This is a genomic window from Neisseria sp. Dent CA1/247, assembly GCF_022870825.1.
Taxonomy (GTDB): Bacteria; Pseudomonadota; Gammaproteobacteria; order Burkholderiales; family Neisseriaceae; genus Neisseria; species Neisseria zoodegmatis.
Map to the genome: position 1 here is coordinate 1607342 of NZ_CP091522.1, position 15478 is coordinate 1622819.

General features: G+C 52.1%; 14 protein-coding genes. 10 read left to right on the plus strand and 4 right to left on the minus strand.

Features of this window, described 5'->3' with window-relative positions:
* The first annotated feature begins 96 nt into the window (after positions 1 to 96).
* The 6 genes from LVJ85_RS07930 (at position 97) to purF (ending at position 5486) form a co-directional block, all read left to right on the plus strand.
* Positions 97 to 456, plus strand: coding sequence for a hypothetical protein (locus LVJ85_RS07930; protein WP_244738584.1), 360 nt, complete (start codon positions 97 to 99; stop codon positions 454 to 456).
* Positions 457 to 459: 3 nt separating this feature from the next.
* Entirely contained in the window at positions 460 to 882 is a 423-nt protein-coding gene (locus tag LVJ85_RS07935) for a protein YgfX (protein ID WP_244738586.1), read from the plus strand.
* A gap of 63 nt (positions 883 to 945) precedes the next feature.
* Positions 946 to 2232 carry a bifunctional tetrahydrofolate synthase/dihydrofolate synthase gene (gene folC / locus LVJ85_RS07940; protein WP_244738592.1) on the plus strand — a complete coding sequence of 429 codons (1287 nt, stop codon included), beginning with the start codon at positions 946 to 948 and terminating at the stop codon, positions 2230 to 2232.
* Between the two features lie 12 nt (positions 2233 to 2244).
* Positions 2245 to 3435, plus strand: a complete 1191-nt coding sequence (locus LVJ85_RS07945; protein ID WP_244738595.1) for an SPOR domain-containing protein — start codon at positions 2245 to 2247, stop codon at positions 3433 to 3435.
* On the plus strand, positions 3435 to 3932 hold the full coding sequence (locus LVJ85_RS07950) for a CvpA family protein (RefSeq protein ID WP_244738596.1): 498 nt from the start codon (positions 3435 to 3437) through the stop codon (positions 3930 to 3932). The genes LVJ85_RS07945 and LVJ85_RS07950 overlap by 1 nt, the downstream gene beginning before the upstream one ends.
* Positions 3933 to 3947: 15 nt before the next feature.
* On the plus strand, positions 3948 to 5486 hold the full coding sequence (gene purF, locus LVJ85_RS07955) for an amidophosphoribosyltransferase (RefSeq protein ID WP_115133229.1): 1539 nt from the start codon (positions 3948 to 3950) through the stop codon (positions 5484 to 5486).
* Positions 5487 to 5607: 121 nt separating this feature from the next.
* Here the strand turns inward: purF and LVJ85_RS07960 are convergent, their stop codons facing one another.
* The 3 genes from LVJ85_RS07960 to lon all read right to left on the minus strand — a co-directional run bounded on the left by LVJ85_RS07960 (position 5608) and on the right by lon (position 10705).
* Positions 5608 to 7437 (minus strand): SurA N-terminal domain-containing protein, encoded by a 1830-nt coding sequence (locus LVJ85_RS07960; RefSeq protein ID WP_244738598.1) that lies wholly within the window; start codon positions 7435 to 7437, stop codon positions 5608 to 5610.
* Positions 7438 to 7796: 359 nt separating this feature from the next.
* A complete protein-coding gene (locus tag LVJ85_RS07965; protein WP_054598979.1) occupies positions 7797 to 8066 on the minus strand; it encodes an HU family DNA-binding protein in 270 nt (89 codons plus the stop codon).
* A gap of 188 nt (positions 8067 to 8254) precedes the next feature.
* Positions 8255 to 10705: an endopeptidase La gene (gene lon, locus LVJ85_RS07970; RefSeq protein WP_370686910.1), complete on the minus strand. Its 2451-nt coding sequence runs from the start codon at positions 10703 to 10705 to the stop codon at positions 8255 to 8257.
* Between the two features lie 294 nt (positions 10706 to 10999).
* Between lon and LVJ85_RS07975 the strand changes: the two genes are divergently transcribed.
* The 3 genes from LVJ85_RS07975 to lipA are packed head-to-tail and all read left to right on the plus strand — an operon-like array spanning position 11000 to position 12869.
* A complete protein-coding gene (locus LVJ85_RS07975) occupies positions 11000 to 11272 on the plus strand; it encodes a YbeD family protein (protein WP_244738600.1) in 273 nt (90 codons plus the stop codon).
* Between the two features lie 2 nt (positions 11273 to 11274).
* On the plus strand, positions 11275 to 11898 hold the full coding sequence (gene lipB / locus LVJ85_RS07980) for a lipoyl(octanoyl) transferase LipB (RefSeq protein WP_244738602.1): 624 nt from the start codon (positions 11275 to 11277) through the stop codon (positions 11896 to 11898).
* Positions 11895 to 12869, plus strand: a complete 975-nt coding sequence (gene lipA / locus LVJ85_RS07985) for a lipoyl synthase (protein WP_244738608.1) — start codon at positions 11895 to 11897, stop codon at positions 12867 to 12869. Before lipB ends, lipA begins: the two co-directional genes overlap by 4 nt.
* A 93-nt stretch (positions 12870 to 12962) precedes the next feature.
* Here lipA and trpC read toward each other — a convergent pair whose 3' ends face one another.
* Positions 12963 to 13745 (minus strand): indole-3-glycerol phosphate synthase TrpC, encoded by a 783-nt coding sequence (gene trpC / locus LVJ85_RS07990; protein ID WP_244738611.1) that lies wholly within the window; start codon positions 13743 to 13745, stop codon positions 12963 to 12965.
* 466 nt (positions 13746 to 14211) lie between these two features.
* Between trpC and LVJ85_RS07995 the strand changes: the two genes are divergently transcribed.
* Positions 14212 to 15471 (plus strand): acetate kinase, encoded by a 1260-nt coding sequence (locus LVJ85_RS07995; protein ID WP_244738613.1) that lies wholly within the window; start codon positions 14212 to 14214, stop codon positions 15469 to 15471.
* Positions 15472 to 15478 lie beyond the last annotated feature (7 nt).

Sequence of the window (15478 nt, forward strand, 5' to 3'; positions counted from 1 at the left end):
GTTCCGTAGCATAACAGGCCGTCTGAAAACGATATTTCAGACGGCCTCAATATTGAGTACAATGCCGTCTGAAACAAACGCCCGCAAGGAAACTTCATGTATTTCGTAGACCGCACCGCCGTGGTGCTGAAACCCACCGCACACTTTCTGGCATGGCTCAAACAGGCCGACGACAATATGCCCGACCTAACCCTCGAACCAATCCGCAGCAACTGCTCGGTGTTTCTCGTGCCGCAGTTCGACGAACCCGAAGCCGTGGTTTCCTACTTCGACGAGCGTTACCAGCAAATCTTCGAAGCCGAAATCGCCGGTTGGGACATCCCCAAAAACAAATGGCCCGAAGACATGAGCCTGAAAGCGTTTTGGGAATATTTCGAAGTGGAAATCCACGATATGGTGCTGGACATGGAAGAAGCCGACATGACCGTCAGCCCCGTGTTCGACAACATGATGTAAACCATGCAGGCTTTTCAGACGGCCCTCAAGCCCTCGAAAACCGGCCTTGTGCTGACCGTTTTACTGCACATCTGGGCGGCCGCCGCCTGTTTGTTTGCCTTTTACGGCGCGTTCCGCATCGTCGGCCTGCTGCTTTTATCCGCCGCATTCGCATGGGCTTGGCAGACGCAAAAACTGCGCCGACACGATGCCGTACACAAAATCGCCGTCAGCAGGCAGGGAAACTCCGCCGTTTTCGTCGGCAGCGAACAAACCGCCTTTACCGCCAGCCTGTGCGCAGGCAGCCTGATTTCCCGCTACGCCCTGTTTTTAAAATGGGACTTGGGCGACCGGCAGATTCGGCAGTTTATCCTGCCCGATATGACCGACCGCGAAAACTACCGCCGCCTGCTCGTATGGGCGCGCTGGGGGCAACCGAAAACATAAACAGGCCGTCTGAAACACGCAGAGCGTGTTTCAGACGGCCTCACACACCGACACAACACCATCATGAAAACACTCAACGACTGGTTATCACATCTCGAAACCGCACACAGCGCAGGCTTGATCGACATGGGTTTGTCGCGCGTGGGCGAAGTCAAAACCGCCATGAACCTCAACCCGCAATGCCCTGTGATTGTTGTGGCAGGCACCAACGGCAAAGGTTCGGTTTGCGCCTTTCTTACCCAGATTTACAAACAGGCGGGCTTCAAAGTCGGCACCCTCACCAGCCCGCACCTGCTCAAATTTAACGAACGCATCGCCGTCAACGCCGAGCCTGTGAGCGACGAAACCATCGTCGCCTCGTTCGAACGCATCGAAGCCGCGCGCAGCGACATTTCACTGACTTATTTCGAGTTCAACACCTTAGCCGCCGTTGATATTTTCATGCACGAACAAGTCGACGTGATGGTACTCGAAGTCGGCTTGGGCGGCCGCTTGGATGCAGTCAATATTTTCGATGCCGACTGCGCCGTCGTTACCAGCATCGATTTGGATCACCAATCCTTCTTGGGCGACACCGTCGAACAAGTCGGCTACGAAAAAGCAGGCGTGTTCCGCAGCGGCAAACCCGCCATCTGCGGCCAAAACCCACCGCCCGAATCCCTACGCCGACATGCCGAAAACATCGGCGCGGAACTGTTGCTGATCAAGCGCGATTTCGATTTCAGCAAACTCGAACAGCAGCAATGGTCGTTCCATTTCCACCCGCAATCCGGCCGATTGTTTTCAGACGGCCTCAAACGTAACCGCAACGCCCTGCCGATTCCCGCCCTGCGCGGCGCATACCAACTGAACAACGCCGCCTGCGCGCTGGCCGTTATCGAATGCCTGAACGACAAACTGCCCATCGACATCGGCTCCATCAAACGTGGCCTGCTGCTCGTCAGCAACTCCGGCCGCTTCCAAGTGCTGCCCGGCCGGCCTCTGGTGATTCTCGACGTAGGCCACAACCCGCACGCCGCCCGCGCCTTGCGGCAAGGGTTGATAGCGCTGCCGTTCGCCCAAAAGCGCACCGCCGTATTCAGCATTCTGGCCGACAAAGACATCGACCAAGTGCTTGATATCGTTAAAGACCAGTTCGACGAATGGTACATCGCCCCGCTGCACCTGCCGCGCGGTATGGATATTGCCGCTTTGAGTCAAAAATTGTCAGAACACAACATTGAAAACATTACACGTTTTGACAATGTTCAGACGGCCTTCCAAGCTGCTTTGGCGGCTTCTTCGGAAAATGATAGAATTACCGTTTTCGGTTCATTCCACACCGTTGCCGAAGTGATGGCAACCCTGTAAACAAGGCAGAACATGGCAAACAACCGCTTCCAGTCGTTAAGAGAATACGAGCAATTAAAGCGAAAAAACCGCCGCCGCTTGGTCGGCGCCTCCGCATTGGTCATCGTAGCGGGCTTTATTTTGGCCAAAGCACTGAGCCAGAGCGATGAAGGTGCCGAAGCCGAAAACATCACCATAAAAGGCGCTTCTTCCGTTCAGACGGCCTCAAGAGAAGAAGTAAAAGCCTCGGAAGCCAACCGCAGCAACGCCTCTGACGACGCATCCGATTTATCCCCCGCCGCCGTTTTAGAGCCTGCTCCGGAAGACAACACGCAAAGTGTCGAGCTGGATAATCCGCTTACTTCTCCGCCGCCAACACAAGCTGCCCCCGAAGTCGAAACCGCGCCCCAGCCTGTTCTCGAACCTGCACCCGAGCCTTCAGCCGAAACGGCCGCAGCCACCGCTGCCGCAACAGCCATTACCAAACAACAAGCTGCCGCCAAACCCGAAGCCAAGCCTGAAACGCCGTCTGAAAAAAAAGTAAAAGAACCTGCTAAACCGGCACCTGCACAAGCCGGCAAACCTGCCAAAACCGAAGCGCCGAAAGCCGAAGCCGACAACGCTCCGCCTCCCGTAGTCATCATCAACAACCGCGTCGAGCCGGACAGCCAAGCCGAAGCCGCGCGTAAAGCCGCCGAGAAAAAAGCCGCCCAACAAAAAGCGGCACAAGAAGCTCTCAAGGCCAAAAACGAAGCGGCAGCCAAAGCCGCCGAACGTGAAAAAGCAGCCCAACAAGCCAAACAAGAAGCAGGCCGTCTGAAAGCACAACAGCAGGCAAAAGCCAAAGCCGAAGCGGAAAAACGCGCCGCCGAAGCCGAGCAGAAAAAACAACAGGAAGCCAACCGCAAAGCCGCTCAAGACGCCCTAAACAACAAATCGACGCGCACGGCAGAAAAAAGCGACCCCAAAGCCATTCTCGAAGGCAAAGCCAACACCAAAGCCATCATTCAAATCGGCGCATACAGCAGCCGCCGGCAAGCCCAACAAATGCAGCAAAAACTTGCCGATGCAGGCGTCAGCACTTATGTAAGCGAAACCGAAACCAGCAAAGGCAAAGTGTACCGCGTCCGCACCGGCCACTATCCCAACCGCGAAGCCGCCGGTAAAGCATTGGAAAAAATCCGCCAAAAAGGCGCAGACGGCATGGTAATCGGACAGCAATAATGACGACCTTCGACATTCTCGCATTCGGCCTGATCGGCATTTGCATCATCGTTTCCATGATGCGCGGCCTGATTATCGAAGTCGCCTCGCTGATTACTTGGATTATCGCGTTTATCGTGGCTAAAATGTTCGCCGTGCCTTTTGCCGAAATCGCATTCAGCTCGTTCGAACCCCAAGCCTTAGGCATCGCTTTATCTTTCGTTACCCTATTCTTTGCTGCATGGCTCGTGCAGCATTTTTTACGCTCCCTGCTTACCTCGGCGGTAAAAGCCAGCGGCTTGGGCAGCGTAAACCGTCTGCTCGGCGGGCTGTTCGGCGCTGCAAAAGGCATCTTGCTGGTTACATTGGCCGTAACCGTTTGCTCGTTTACCGACCTGCCGCATACCGACGGCTGGCAGCAGTCGCTGAGCGCGAGCTACTTTGAAGCATTGGCACAGCTTGCCGTACCCTATTTATCGTCTGTGATTACACAGCAATTACCCAATCCCTCTCTTTAACTTCGGAGAAAAACAATGTGTGGCGTATTAGGCATGGTAGCCTACCAACCCGTTAATCAAAGCCTCTACGACGGCTTACAGATGCTGCAACACCGCGGCCAGGATGCAGCAGGCATCGTAACCGTAGAAGGCAGCATTTTTCACATGCACAAAGGCAAAGGCATGGTGCGTGATGTTTTCCGCACCCGCAACATGCGCGACCTGACCGGCCATGCCGGCATCGCCCATGTGCGCTACCCTACCGCCGGCAATGCCGACAGCACCGCGGAAGCCCAGCCTTTTTACGTCAGCTCCCCTTTCGGCATCGTATTGGCACACAACGGTAATCTCACCAATACCGCCGAACTGTATGAAAACGTGTGTAACAAACACTTGCGCCACATCAACACCCGTTCCGATTCAGAAGTGCTGCTCAACGTATTCGCACACGAACTGCGCCGCGAAGTTACCGACTCCGATTCTTCCATTCTCAGCGTAGACAACATTTTTAATGCTGTCGCCAAACTGCACAAACGCGTGCGGGGCGCATACGGCGTAGTCGCCATGATTGCAGGATACGGCTTGGTGGCCTTCCGCGACCCTTTCGGCATCCGCCCTCTGGTTTTAGGCACTCAAACCGATGAAAACGGCAAAACCGCCTACGCCATTGCTTCCGAATCGGTAGCTTTCAACGGCATGGCCTTTGATTTGGACCGCGACATCGCCCCCGGTGAAGCCGTATTCATCACTTTAGACGGCCGTTTTTTCTCGCGCCAATGCGCCGAAAATCCGCAAGTCAGCCCCTGCCTGTTTGAATATGTGTATTTCGCCCGTCCTGACTCGGTAATTGACAACGTATCCGTCTATCAATCGCGCTTGAATATGGGCGTTACCCTCGCAGAAAAAGTCAAACGCGAACTGCCGATCGACGACATCGACGTGGTGATGCCGATTCCCGATACCAGCCGCCCCAGCGCCATGGAGCTTGCCCACCACCTCGGCAAACCCTATCGCGAAGGCCTGATTAAAAACCGCTACATCGGCCGCACTTTCATCATGCCCGGTCAAGCTACCCGTAAAAAATCTGTGCGCCAAAAACTCAGCCCGATGGAATCCGAATTCAGAGGCAAAAGCGTATTGCTGGTAGATGATTCGATTGTGCGCGGCACCACCAGCCGCGAAATCGTGGAAATGGTACGCGCTTCAGGCGCACGCAAAGTTTATTTCGCCTCCGCCGCTCCCGAAGTACGCTTCCCCAACGTGTACGGCATCGATATGCCCACACGGGAAGAATTGATTGCCAACGGCCGCACCACCGAAGACATTGCCCGTGAAATCGGCGCAGACGGCTGCGTATTCCAAGATTTGGCAGACCTCGAGCAAGTGGTGAAAGACCTGAACCCTGCCATCACAAGTTTCGATGATTCATGCTTCAGCGGTTGCTATATCACCGGCGATATCGACGAAGAATATTTGCAAAAATTGTCTAACGACAAATCCTCGCCTTCCACCATCGCCACCGGTGAAATACATACCGCCATCCGCATCAACAGCAACCGCGATGATGAGGAATAAAATCGAAACACGATTTTTCAGACGGCCTCCTGTCCTAATCGGCTATTGAGGCCGTCTGAAATACAAAAAGCGGAGCAGACTATTAATCTGCTCCGCTTTTGTTTCACTACTTACTTTCAACTTATTCCTGCGAACTATTAACCTTCTGTGCGCCTTGAGTCTGCTTGATATGGGAGTTCAAATAAGCCAACAAAGCATTCAAATTGGTCACGCCCTGCCCTTGGTTAATGGTCTGCTTAATCGCATTAATCTGATCAGGGCTGATATTGTCAGGCACTTTTATCGCCTGAACTTCCACCAACACCGGAGCAGGCAGATTGGAAAGCAACACATAAGCAGGCTTGTCTTTAGACGGACGGGCTTTAACCAGCTGGGCATAAGCTTCCGGCGGCATAGATTGGCGCGCCTGCTCCGCTGTCATCTGCGACACCTGCGACCACGCCAAACCGTCGGTTTTACCTTTTTGAACATCCGATAAAGCCTGATTCGCTTTTCTTTCAGCCAGCTTGACAGCTTCTGCGCGCACATAATCAGTCTTCACAAAATCCTTAGCCTGCTCGAATGTTTGAGTCGATTCTTCTCGCACTTCTTTGGCACGCACCACCCAAACCAAACCCTCGTTTACCGTTACCGGCTCGGAGTTATGTTTTTTCTTAATCACATCATCACTGAATATGGCATTAATCAGCGACTCAGGCATACCGGCTGCCTTGCCGTTTTCCTTCGTCAGCCACTCAGCCGGAGATTCAACTTTCAAATTCAGCTTCTTCGCCACTTCGTTCAAGCTGTCCGGATGATTAAACGCTTCTTCAGAGAGCTTCTCTTTAGCCTCATTGAAAGCCGAAGCTGCTTTTTTCTGTTTCAACTCCGCCTCAACACGCGCTTTTTCCTGAGCAAGGTCTTGAATATTCAAAACCGTGATGATGTGATAGCCCGCATCTGTTTGAACCAAATCGCTAATCTGACCTTTTTCCAACGAAAACGCTTTGTCTTCAAACTCTTTCAACAAACCGCCGTCTTTAGGCAGATAACCGAGATTACCGCCTTTTTCGGCAGAAGCTTCATCGCGCGAATATTGTTTCGCCAAAGCAGCAAATTTAGCCGGATTGGCTTTAACTTGAGCCAACACCTTTTCCGCTTCAGCTTTGGCTGCTGCTCGCACATTTTCAGGCGCATCTTTGGCAACCGTAAACAAAATATGGGCAATCTCACGCGCAGGCACAACCTGCTCAAGCGCTTTTTTCAGTTCATCTTCGCTAACCGTTTGCTTCTCGGCCAAATCTTGAATGCCCAATGCTACATATTCAAACTTAACCGCTTGAGGCAGCACATAGTTTTTCTTATTGGCATCATAATATTTTTTCAATGCCGCATCGTCTGCTTTCACTTGGGCCGCAAATGCTTCGGGCGCAAAAGTCATCGTGCGTATGGTGCGTTCCACTTGGCTGGCATTGATAATCTGCTTGGCCTGCGCATCACTCACCAAGACACCACCGCCTACCATAGCCAGCAGATGCTGAACCGTAAACTCACTGCGTAATTCGTCGATATATTGGTCTTCGGAAAGATGGCGTTGGCTCAAATGCTGATTAAACAGGCTTTGGCTGAATTTGCCGTCTGAATCGTGAAAAACAGGGTTATTAACGATAGTTTGTTTCAACTGCTCTTGCGATACGGCAAAACCCATTTCCTCAGCCCCTTCGGCCAATAAAGCACGTTGGAGCAATGCTTGGAACACGGCCTCACGCGATTCAGAACCACCGCCTGAATGCTGTAAATTCTGCATGGCCGAATTCAAATCAAATTCGCTGACCTTTCTGTCACCCACTTTGACAATATAATCGTAACCCGGCGCGGCAACGGTGCTCACACCGAAACCCACAAACGTTACGGCAATCAGTCCCAATAAAATCTTGGCGGGCGTTTTGTATTTTTCAACTGTTACAAACATGGCGTTTAAATATTATGTGATTGAATTAAAATTATTTTGTGAATTATGCAAACCTGAATGAAAGCTGTTTTGATATCCGATTTTCAAAACCGTTAGGCTGCATTTTCAATAGATATTTCGGTGCACATTGTAACAGCCTTTCAATATGCTTGCAGCCTTGAGATGGCAATGATTTCGGTGTTTTCACAATGTGTTAATGTTTTTTAGATTTCACTGGGATTTCAGGCCGTCTGAAAATAAAGAACCGCTTTATCGCATCTCTCTTGAAACAATGTCATCATTACGTTATTGATTGATAAAAAGACAAAACAAAAAAGCAGGCTGGCAGCCTGCTTTTTAAAATCAAATGATCCGTCAAATTACAGAGCATCTTTCAATGCTTTACCTGCACGGAATTTAGGCGTTTTAGCTGCAGCAATAGTCAAAGGCTCACCGGTTTTAGGGTTACGGCCTTGACGCTCGGCACGCTCGCCAACGTAGAAAGTACCGAAACCAACCAGGGTTACAGTGTCGCCCTTTTTCAAGGCATTGGTTACGGCATTGGTCATACCGTCCAAAGCTTTGGCTGCGGCAGCTTTAGAAATATCGGCCTCTTGGGCAATAGCTTCAATCAATTCAGACTTGTTCACAATAAGTCCCTTTCTATCGTTTGAAATAATGAAACCCCTAAAAATCGGGCGTTTAGGTACAAATCCGTACATCTGACGACTTTATAACAAGCCTAAAATCAAAGTGTCAAGCAAAAAGATGCGCAGTATTGGGCTTTTTAAAGCTTTCTTTACAACACCCGCATCTTTTACAACACATTCATACAAATTCAGTGCTTAGTTGCCTTTACGCTTGACTTGCGGCCTGATTTAGCCAATGACGAATCGGTGGCAGCCTCTTCGTTTTTCCACGGCTCAGGCTGGCGTTCAAGCCCGAAAGCGAGAACTTCTTCTATCCATTTTACCGGATGGATGGTCAGCCCTTTTTTCACGTTGTCGGGAATTTCTTCCAGATCTTTAACGTTATCTTTCGGTATCAGCACATGCTTGATGCCGCCGCGAAGGGCCGCCAGCAGTTTTTCTTTCAAGCCGCCGATCGGCAATACTTCTCCACGCAAGGTAATTTCACCGGTCATCGCCACATCGGCACGCACGGGAATTTGCGTGAAGGCGGATACCATAGCCAAAGTCATCGCGATACCTGCGCTGGGGCCGTCTTTAGGCGTTGCACCTTCTGGCACATGCACATGGATGTCTTTTTTCTCGTAAAAGTCGGGAGACAAGCCCACCGCTTCGGCACGCGAACGCACCACGCTCCACGCGGCAGACACAGACTCTTTCATCACATCGCCCAACTGGCCTGTACGGATAATATTGCCTTTGCCCGGCAGCGCAACCGCTTCGATGGTCAGCAATTCGCCGCCCACTTCAGTCCACGCCAAACCGGTAACTTGGCCGATGCGGTTTTCATCTTCGGCCACGCCGTAGTCAAATCTGCGTACACCCAAATAATCATGCAGGTTTTTCTCGTCAACCTTCACAACTTTGGTTTTCAGACGGCCTCTGCTTGAAGAAGTGGTTTTCTTGTCTTCTGCCAATGTAATCTTCATCACTACTTTGCGGCAGATTTTGGCAATTTCGCGGTCAAGCGAGCGCACACCGGCTTCACGGGTGTAGTAGCGGATAATGCCGCGTACTGCACTTTCGTCAATCACCAGTTCGCCTTCTTTCACGCCGTTGCGCTTCATTTGCTTGGGCACGAGGTATTGCATGGCAATGTTAATTTTCTCGTCTTCGGTATAACCCGACAGGCGGATGATCTCCATACGGTCAAGCAGCGCAGGCGGAATGTTCAGACTGTTGGACGTAGCAATAAACATCACGTCGCTCAAGTCGTAATCGACTTCTGCGTAATGATCCGAGAACGAATTGTTTTGTTCAGGATCAAGCACTTCCAACAATGCGCTTGCAGGATCGCCGCGGAAATCGCTGCCGAGTTTGTCGATTTCATCAAGCAGGAACAAGGGGTTTTTCACACCGACTTTGGCCATATTTTGCAAAATCTTGCCCGGCATAGAACCGATGTAAGTGCGTCTGTGGCCGCGGATTTCGCTTTCATCGCGCACACCGCCCAAAGCCATGCGCACATATTTGCGGCCTGTTGCTTTGGCGATAGACTCACCCAGCGAAGTTTTACCTACGCCCGGAGGGCCTACCAAACACAAAATCGGGCCTTTGATTTTATCCATGCGTTTTTGCACGGCTAAATATTCCAAAATGCGCTCTTTGACTTTTTCCAAGCCGTAGTGATCGGCATCCAATACCAAATCGGCTTTTGCCAAATCTTTGCTGACGCGTGATTTTTTCTTCCACGGCAGCTCAAGCAAGGTGTCAATGTAGTTGCGCACCACGGTAGATTCTGCCGACATCGGCGGCATCATTTTCAGCTTTTTCAGTTCGGACAAACATTTTTCTTCAGCCTCTTTGCTCATACCGGCTTCTTTGATTTGTTTTTCCAAAGCTTCAAGTTCGCCGCGCTCGTCTTCCTCGCCCAATTCTTTTTGAATCGCTTTCACTTGCTCGTTGAGGTAATACTCGCGCTGCGATTTTTCCATCTGGCGTTTTACGCGACCGCGGATACGTTTCTCGACTTGCATGATGTCGAGTTCGGCTTCCAATTGGCCGAGCAGGTATTCCATGCGTTCGGTAATGCTCACAGTGTCGAGCACTTCTTGACGCTGCTCCAATTTCAGCTGCAAATGTGCCGCCACGGTATCTACCAAACGGCTGTTTTCATTGATGCCGTGAATGGTGCTGATCACTTCGGCCGGAATCTTTTTATTCAACTTGGCAAACTGGTCGAACTGCGACAGCAGCGTGCGGCGCAAGGCTTCCATGTCAGGGTTATCAGCATCCGTATCTTCCGCCGTTTCGACGTGTGCCATAAACAGTTCGCCGGTATCTTCAACCTTTAAAGCACGGGCGCGGTGCACGCCTTCTACCAATACTTTTACCGTGCCGTCGGGCAGCTTCAATACTTGCAGAATTTGGGCAACCGTACCCATTTCATGCAAATCTTCCGCTTTGGGATCATCATCGTTCGCATCGCGTTGAGCCAACAGAAAAACCTGTTCGTCGTTGTTCATGGCCAAATTCAACGCAGCGATGGATTTTTCGCGACCCACAAACAGGGGCAGCACCATGTGCGGATAAACCACCACATCGCGCAACGGCAGGGTGGCCAGAGCGGCGTATTCCTCAATATGTTTATCTGTAGCCATAATGTTTAGTCTCTTTAATCATTTACTGGAAAGACCTGCCGAAATATCCGGCGCACGCGCTGATTGTTTCGAACTTGTCTTTAATTTATCGGATTGCCGCCTACATTGGGCTAAAGAAGCCCGATTTCAAGCCTTGAAAAAACCTTAAACGACGATATTTTAGCTTCACAAGCAAACAGCCCTTTACACGGCAGTATAATGGATTGCACACCGTGTTTGCGTTAAAATACTGCCGGTTTAAGTTACAGGGCCGTCTGAAACCTTTTCAGACGGCCTCTACCTGAGGAAACACCCATGTCAGAGCAAAAAACTTCATTAATCGAATTTCCTTGCAACTTCCCCATTAAAGTGATGGGCGTGCAACATCCCGAGTTCGAATCATCTGTGCTTTCGTGCGTACAGAAACACGCGCCGGAAACCCAAGCGCACCACGTCAGTGTCCGCCCCAGCAGCAAAGGCAACTATTTGGGGGCTACCGTGCACATCAACAACGTGCAAAACCAAGAGCAGTTAGACAACATCTACCGCGACCTTACCTCCCACGAGCTTGTCAAAGTAGTGCTGTAAACATGAAAACCGTACAACTGGGGCTTGCCGACTACCAACCGGTATTCGAAGCCATGAAAGCCTTCAATGCCGAACGCACCGACACCACTGAAGACGAATTGTGGGTAGTCGAACACCCGCCCGTGTTTACCCAAGGCTTGGCAGGCAAACCCGAGCATCTATTGCTGCACAGCGATATCCCCGTCGTACAAATCGACCGCGGCGGCCAAATCACCTACCACGGCCCCGGCCAGCTGGTTGTTTACACCCTGATCGACTTCAAACGCCGTAAAACCAGCGTGCGCAACATCGTTAGCGCGCTCGAAAACAGCATCATCGACACCTTAAACGAATACGGCATCCGCGCCGCAGCCGACCCGCAACGCCCCGGCGTGTACGTTGACGGGCGCAAAATCGCCTCCCTCGGGCTGCGGATTAAAAACGGCTCGGTGTATCACGGCCTCGCGCTCAACATCAACATGGACTTAACGCCGTTCCAGCAAATCAACCCCTGCGGCTATGCCGGCATGGAAATGGTTCAGATGGCCGATTTCGTTTCACCCTGCCCCGCATTAGCCGAAGTCGCGGAAAAACTGACCGCACACCTCACCAAACAACTCGCCCCGAAAGAAGACACCGCATCATGAGTGAAAACAAATTAGACAACGCCCAAGGCGTGAAGCATAAAGGCGCAGCCAAAACCGCCCGCATCCCCATCAAAGTCGTTCCCCTCGAAGAAAAGCTCAAAAAACCCGAATGGATTCGCGCCAAGCTGCCCACAGGCAAGAAATTTTTTGAAATCAAAAACATCTTGCGCGACCAAAAAATGCACACCGTCTGCGAAGAAGCCAGCTGCCCCAACATCGGCGAATGCTTCAGCAAAGGCACCGCCACATTCATGATCATGGGCGACATCTGCACCCGCCGCTGCCCATTTTGCGACGTCGGCCACGGCCGCCCCAATCCGCTCGACCCCGAAGAGCCGAAAAACCTCGCCGAATCCGTAGCCGCCATGAACCTGCGCTACGTGGTCATCACTTCCGTTGACCGCGACGACCTGCGCGACGGCGGCGCCCAGCACTTTGCCGACTGCATCAGCGCCATCCGCGAAAAAAGCCCCAACACCAAAATCGAAATTCTCGTGCCGGACTTCCGCGGCCGCTTGGATATCGCCCTCGACATCCTTGCACGCACACCGCCCGATGTGATGAACCACAATCTCGAAACCCACCCGCGCCTCTACAAACAAGCGCGCCCCGGTTCCGATTACAAACATTCGCTCGAACTGCTGCGCCGCTACAAAGAAATGCAGCCCGACATCCCCACCAAATCCGGCATCATGGTCGGCTTGGGCGAAACCGACGAAGAAGTGCGCGAAATCATGCGCGATATGCGTGAACACAACATCGAAATGATTACCGTCGGCCAATACCTGCAACCTTCAGACGGCCACCTGCCCGTTTTGCGCTATGTAACGCCCGCGCAATTCAAAGAGTTTGAAAAAGAAGCCTACGAAATGGGCTTTACCAACGCCGCCATCGGCGCCATGGTTCGCTCAAGCTACCATGCCGACGAACAGGCTTCACAAGCTTTGCAGGAAAACGTATTGAACGGTTAAGCCGTCTAGTCGCATGATAAGAGGCCGTCTGAAATCATTTTTCAGACGGCCTCTTACATTCAGCTTTCACAACACTGGCTAAATCAAACGAATTTAAAACAGCGCCTTAACCGCAGCCTCAATATCATCGGCACGCATAAACGTTTCGCCGATCAAAAAGGTACGCACGCCGTGGCTTTGCATAAAATCGACGTCTTCCTTGTTGCGGATACCGCTCTCGGTTACCACGGTTTTTCCGCTTAAGGCGGGCAGCAGATTCAATGTTTGCTGCAAAGAAACCTCAAACGTGCGCAAGTTGCGGTTGTTTACACCCCACAGCGGCGTGGTGAGATTGCGGCATTTTTCCAACTCGGACGGATCGTGCAATTCCAACAATACAGACATCCCGAGCGAATGGGCGGTGCGCTCGAACTGCGCCAATTCTTCTGCCTCCAAAGCGGCGGCAATCAGCAACACCGCATCCGCACCCCAAGCGCGGGCTTGATAAATCTGATAGTCGTCGATAATAAAATCTTTACGCAGCACGGGCAGCGATACTGCGGCCTTAACCTGCTTGAGATATTCGGGCGAACCTTGAAAATACTGCTCGTCGGTCAATACCGACAAACACGCCGCGCCGGCACGTTCGTAAGCCTGCGCGATTTCCACCGGATTAAAGTCGGCACGAATCAAGCCTTTGGAAGGGCTGGCTTTTTTCACTTCGGCAATCACCGCCGGCAGCCCTGCTTGGTGTTTGGCGTGAATCGCGTCGGCAAAACCCCGCGCAGGTGCAGCGGCGGCGGCCTGTTCTCGAATCAGCTCAAACGGCACGGCAGCTTTGGCGGCGGCAACTTCTTCGGCTTTCGTAGCCAAGATTTTATTCAAAATGTCGGACATAACTGGCTTTCATAAAATGTGTGTTAGCAAAGCTCGCTAAAGTTCGCTTTCAGACGGCCTCGAAGCTTTCTGACAACCGTTTACGTTTACTGCAAGTCAGAGCTTTGCAGTAAACAGCCAAACTCTAAAAGTAGGCATGAATTGAGGCCGTCTGAACGGCAGGCGCTGAAATATCAAAGTGTCAGAGTATAAAGTCATGGCCGTCTGAAAACAAATCCCACCGCATTTTTTCAGACGGCCGAACCATACGCGCCGAAAACCGTCTATTGCTCATTGGAAATATCCGCTATTATTTCAGCCATCATTTTTTTTGATGGTATCCATTTAAAGAAAGCATTTTACACATAAAGGCTTCTTAAACTACATTCGGCGGGTGTTGCACGGCATACGGCGCAAATCAGGCTTCCGGCCTGCCGAGCGGCTCTGCGACGGCCCACCAAAAGAAATAGACCAACAAGGAGAAACCATGTCCGACAAGCTGATTTTAGTATTAAACTGCGGCAGTTCATCGCTCAAAGGCGCGTTAATCGACAACCAAAGCGGCGAAGTGATCTTAAGCTGCCTTGCCGAAAAACTGACCACGCCCGACGCCTACATTACCTTCAAATATTTCGAGCATCCCCATGTGCAGCCTGCCGACCGCAGATCGTGGTTTGTGAATAAAAACGACGGCGAAAAACACGAAGTCAGCCTGTCCGACCGATACGACCACACCGGCGCGGTTCAAGCCCTGTTGGAAGAATTAAAAGCGCACGACCTGCAAAATCTGGTGAGAGCCATCGGCCACCGCGTTGTACACGGCGGCGAAAAATACAGCGGCTCCGTGGTGATTGACGACGACGTCATCGCCACGCTTGAAGAATGTATCCCGCTGGCGCCCCTGCACAACCCCGCCAACCTCACCGGCATCCGCGCCGCACAAAGCATTTTCCCCGGCTTAACCAACGTCGGCGTGTTCGACACCGCTTTCCACCAAACCATGCCGCAGCACGCCTACACCTACGCCGTGCCGCAAGAACTCTACCGCAAATACGGTTTCCGCCGCTACGGCTTCCACGGCACGAGCTTCCGTTATGTAGCGCCCACCGCCGCCAAAATCCTCGGCAAAGACGTTGCCGACTGCTCATTGGTTATCGCCCACTTGGGTAACGGCGCTTCCGTGTGTGCGGTTAAAAACGGCGAATCCAGAGACACCAGCATGGGCGTGACCCCGCTCGAGGGTTTGGTTATGGGTACGCGCAGCGGCGACATCGACCCCAGCACCTATTCATTCTTGGCCGAAAACGCCGGCATGGACGTTAAAGCCGTTACCGACCTGCTGAATAAAAAATCCGGCCTGCTCGGTATTTCCGAACTCTCCAACGACTGCCGCACCATTCAAGAAGCGGCAGAAGAAGGCCACGAAGGCGCGAAGCTCGCTTTGGAAGTGATGACTTACCGCTTGGCCAAATACATCGCCGCCATGGCCGTTGCAACCGACGGCATAGACGCTTTGGTGTTCACCGGCGGTATCGGCGAAAACTCCAATGTTGTCCGCAGCAAAACCGTAGGCTATCTGCGCTTCATGGGCTTGACCATTGATGAAAAAGCCAACGACGCCACCCGCTTCGGCGCATCCGGCATCATCAGCCAGCCCGGCCACAGCCCTGCCGTTTTGGTGGTGCCGACCAACGAAGAGCGCATGATCGCTATGGATACCGGCCGCTTGGCAGGTTTTTCGGCATAACCGCCTG

What these genes read in the sequence shown, in the direction of transcription:
- trpC (WP_244738611.1), bottom strand. Translation starts at nt 13,745, where the DNA reads ATGTCCGACATTTTGAATAAAATCTTGGCTACGAAAGCCGAAGAAGTT.
- LVJ85_RS07975 (WP_244738600.1), top strand. Translation starts at nt 11,000, where the DNA reads ATGTCAGAGCAAAAAACTTCATTAATCGAATTTCCTTGCAACTTCCCC.
- LVJ85_RS07950 (WP_244738596.1), top strand. Translation starts at nt 3,435, where the DNA reads ATGACGACCTTCGACATTCTCGCATTCGGCCTGATCGGCATTTGCATC.
- purF (WP_115133229.1), top strand. Translation starts at nt 3,948, where the DNA reads ATGTGTGGCGTATTAGGCATGGTAGCCTACCAACCCGTTAATCAAAGC.
- LVJ85_RS07930 (WP_244738584.1), top strand. Translation starts at nt 97, where the DNA reads ATGTATTTCGTAGACCGCACCGCCGTGGTGCTGAAACCCACCGCACAC.
- LVJ85_RS07995 (WP_244738613.1), top strand. Translation starts at nt 14,212, where the DNA reads ATGTCCGACAAGCTGATTTTAGTATTAAACTGCGGCAGTTCATCGCTC.
- lon (WP_370686910.1), bottom strand. Translation starts at nt 10,705, where the DNA reads ATGGCTACAGATAAACATATTGAGGAATACGCCGCTCTGGCCACCCTG.
- lipB (WP_244738602.1), top strand. Translation starts at nt 11,275, where the DNA reads ATGAAAACCGTACAACTGGGGCTTGCCGACTACCAACCGGTATTCGAA.
- lipA (WP_244738608.1), top strand. Translation starts at nt 11,895, where the DNA reads ATGAGTGAAAACAAATTAGACAACGCCCAAGGCGTGAAGCATAAAGGC.
- LVJ85_RS07945 (WP_244738595.1), top strand. Translation starts at nt 2,245, where the DNA reads ATGGCAAACAACCGCTTCCAGTCGTTAAGAGAATACGAGCAATTAAAG.
- LVJ85_RS07935 (WP_244738586.1), top strand. Translation starts at nt 460, where the DNA reads ATGCAGGCTTTTCAGACGGCCCTCAAGCCCTCGAAAACCGGCCTTGTG.
- folC (WP_244738592.1), top strand. Translation starts at nt 946, where the DNA reads ATGAAAACACTCAACGACTGGTTATCACATCTCGAAACCGCACACAGC.
- LVJ85_RS07960 (WP_244738598.1), bottom strand. Translation starts at nt 7,437, where the DNA reads ATGTTTGTAACAGTTGAAAAATACAAAACGCCCGCCAAGATTTTATTG.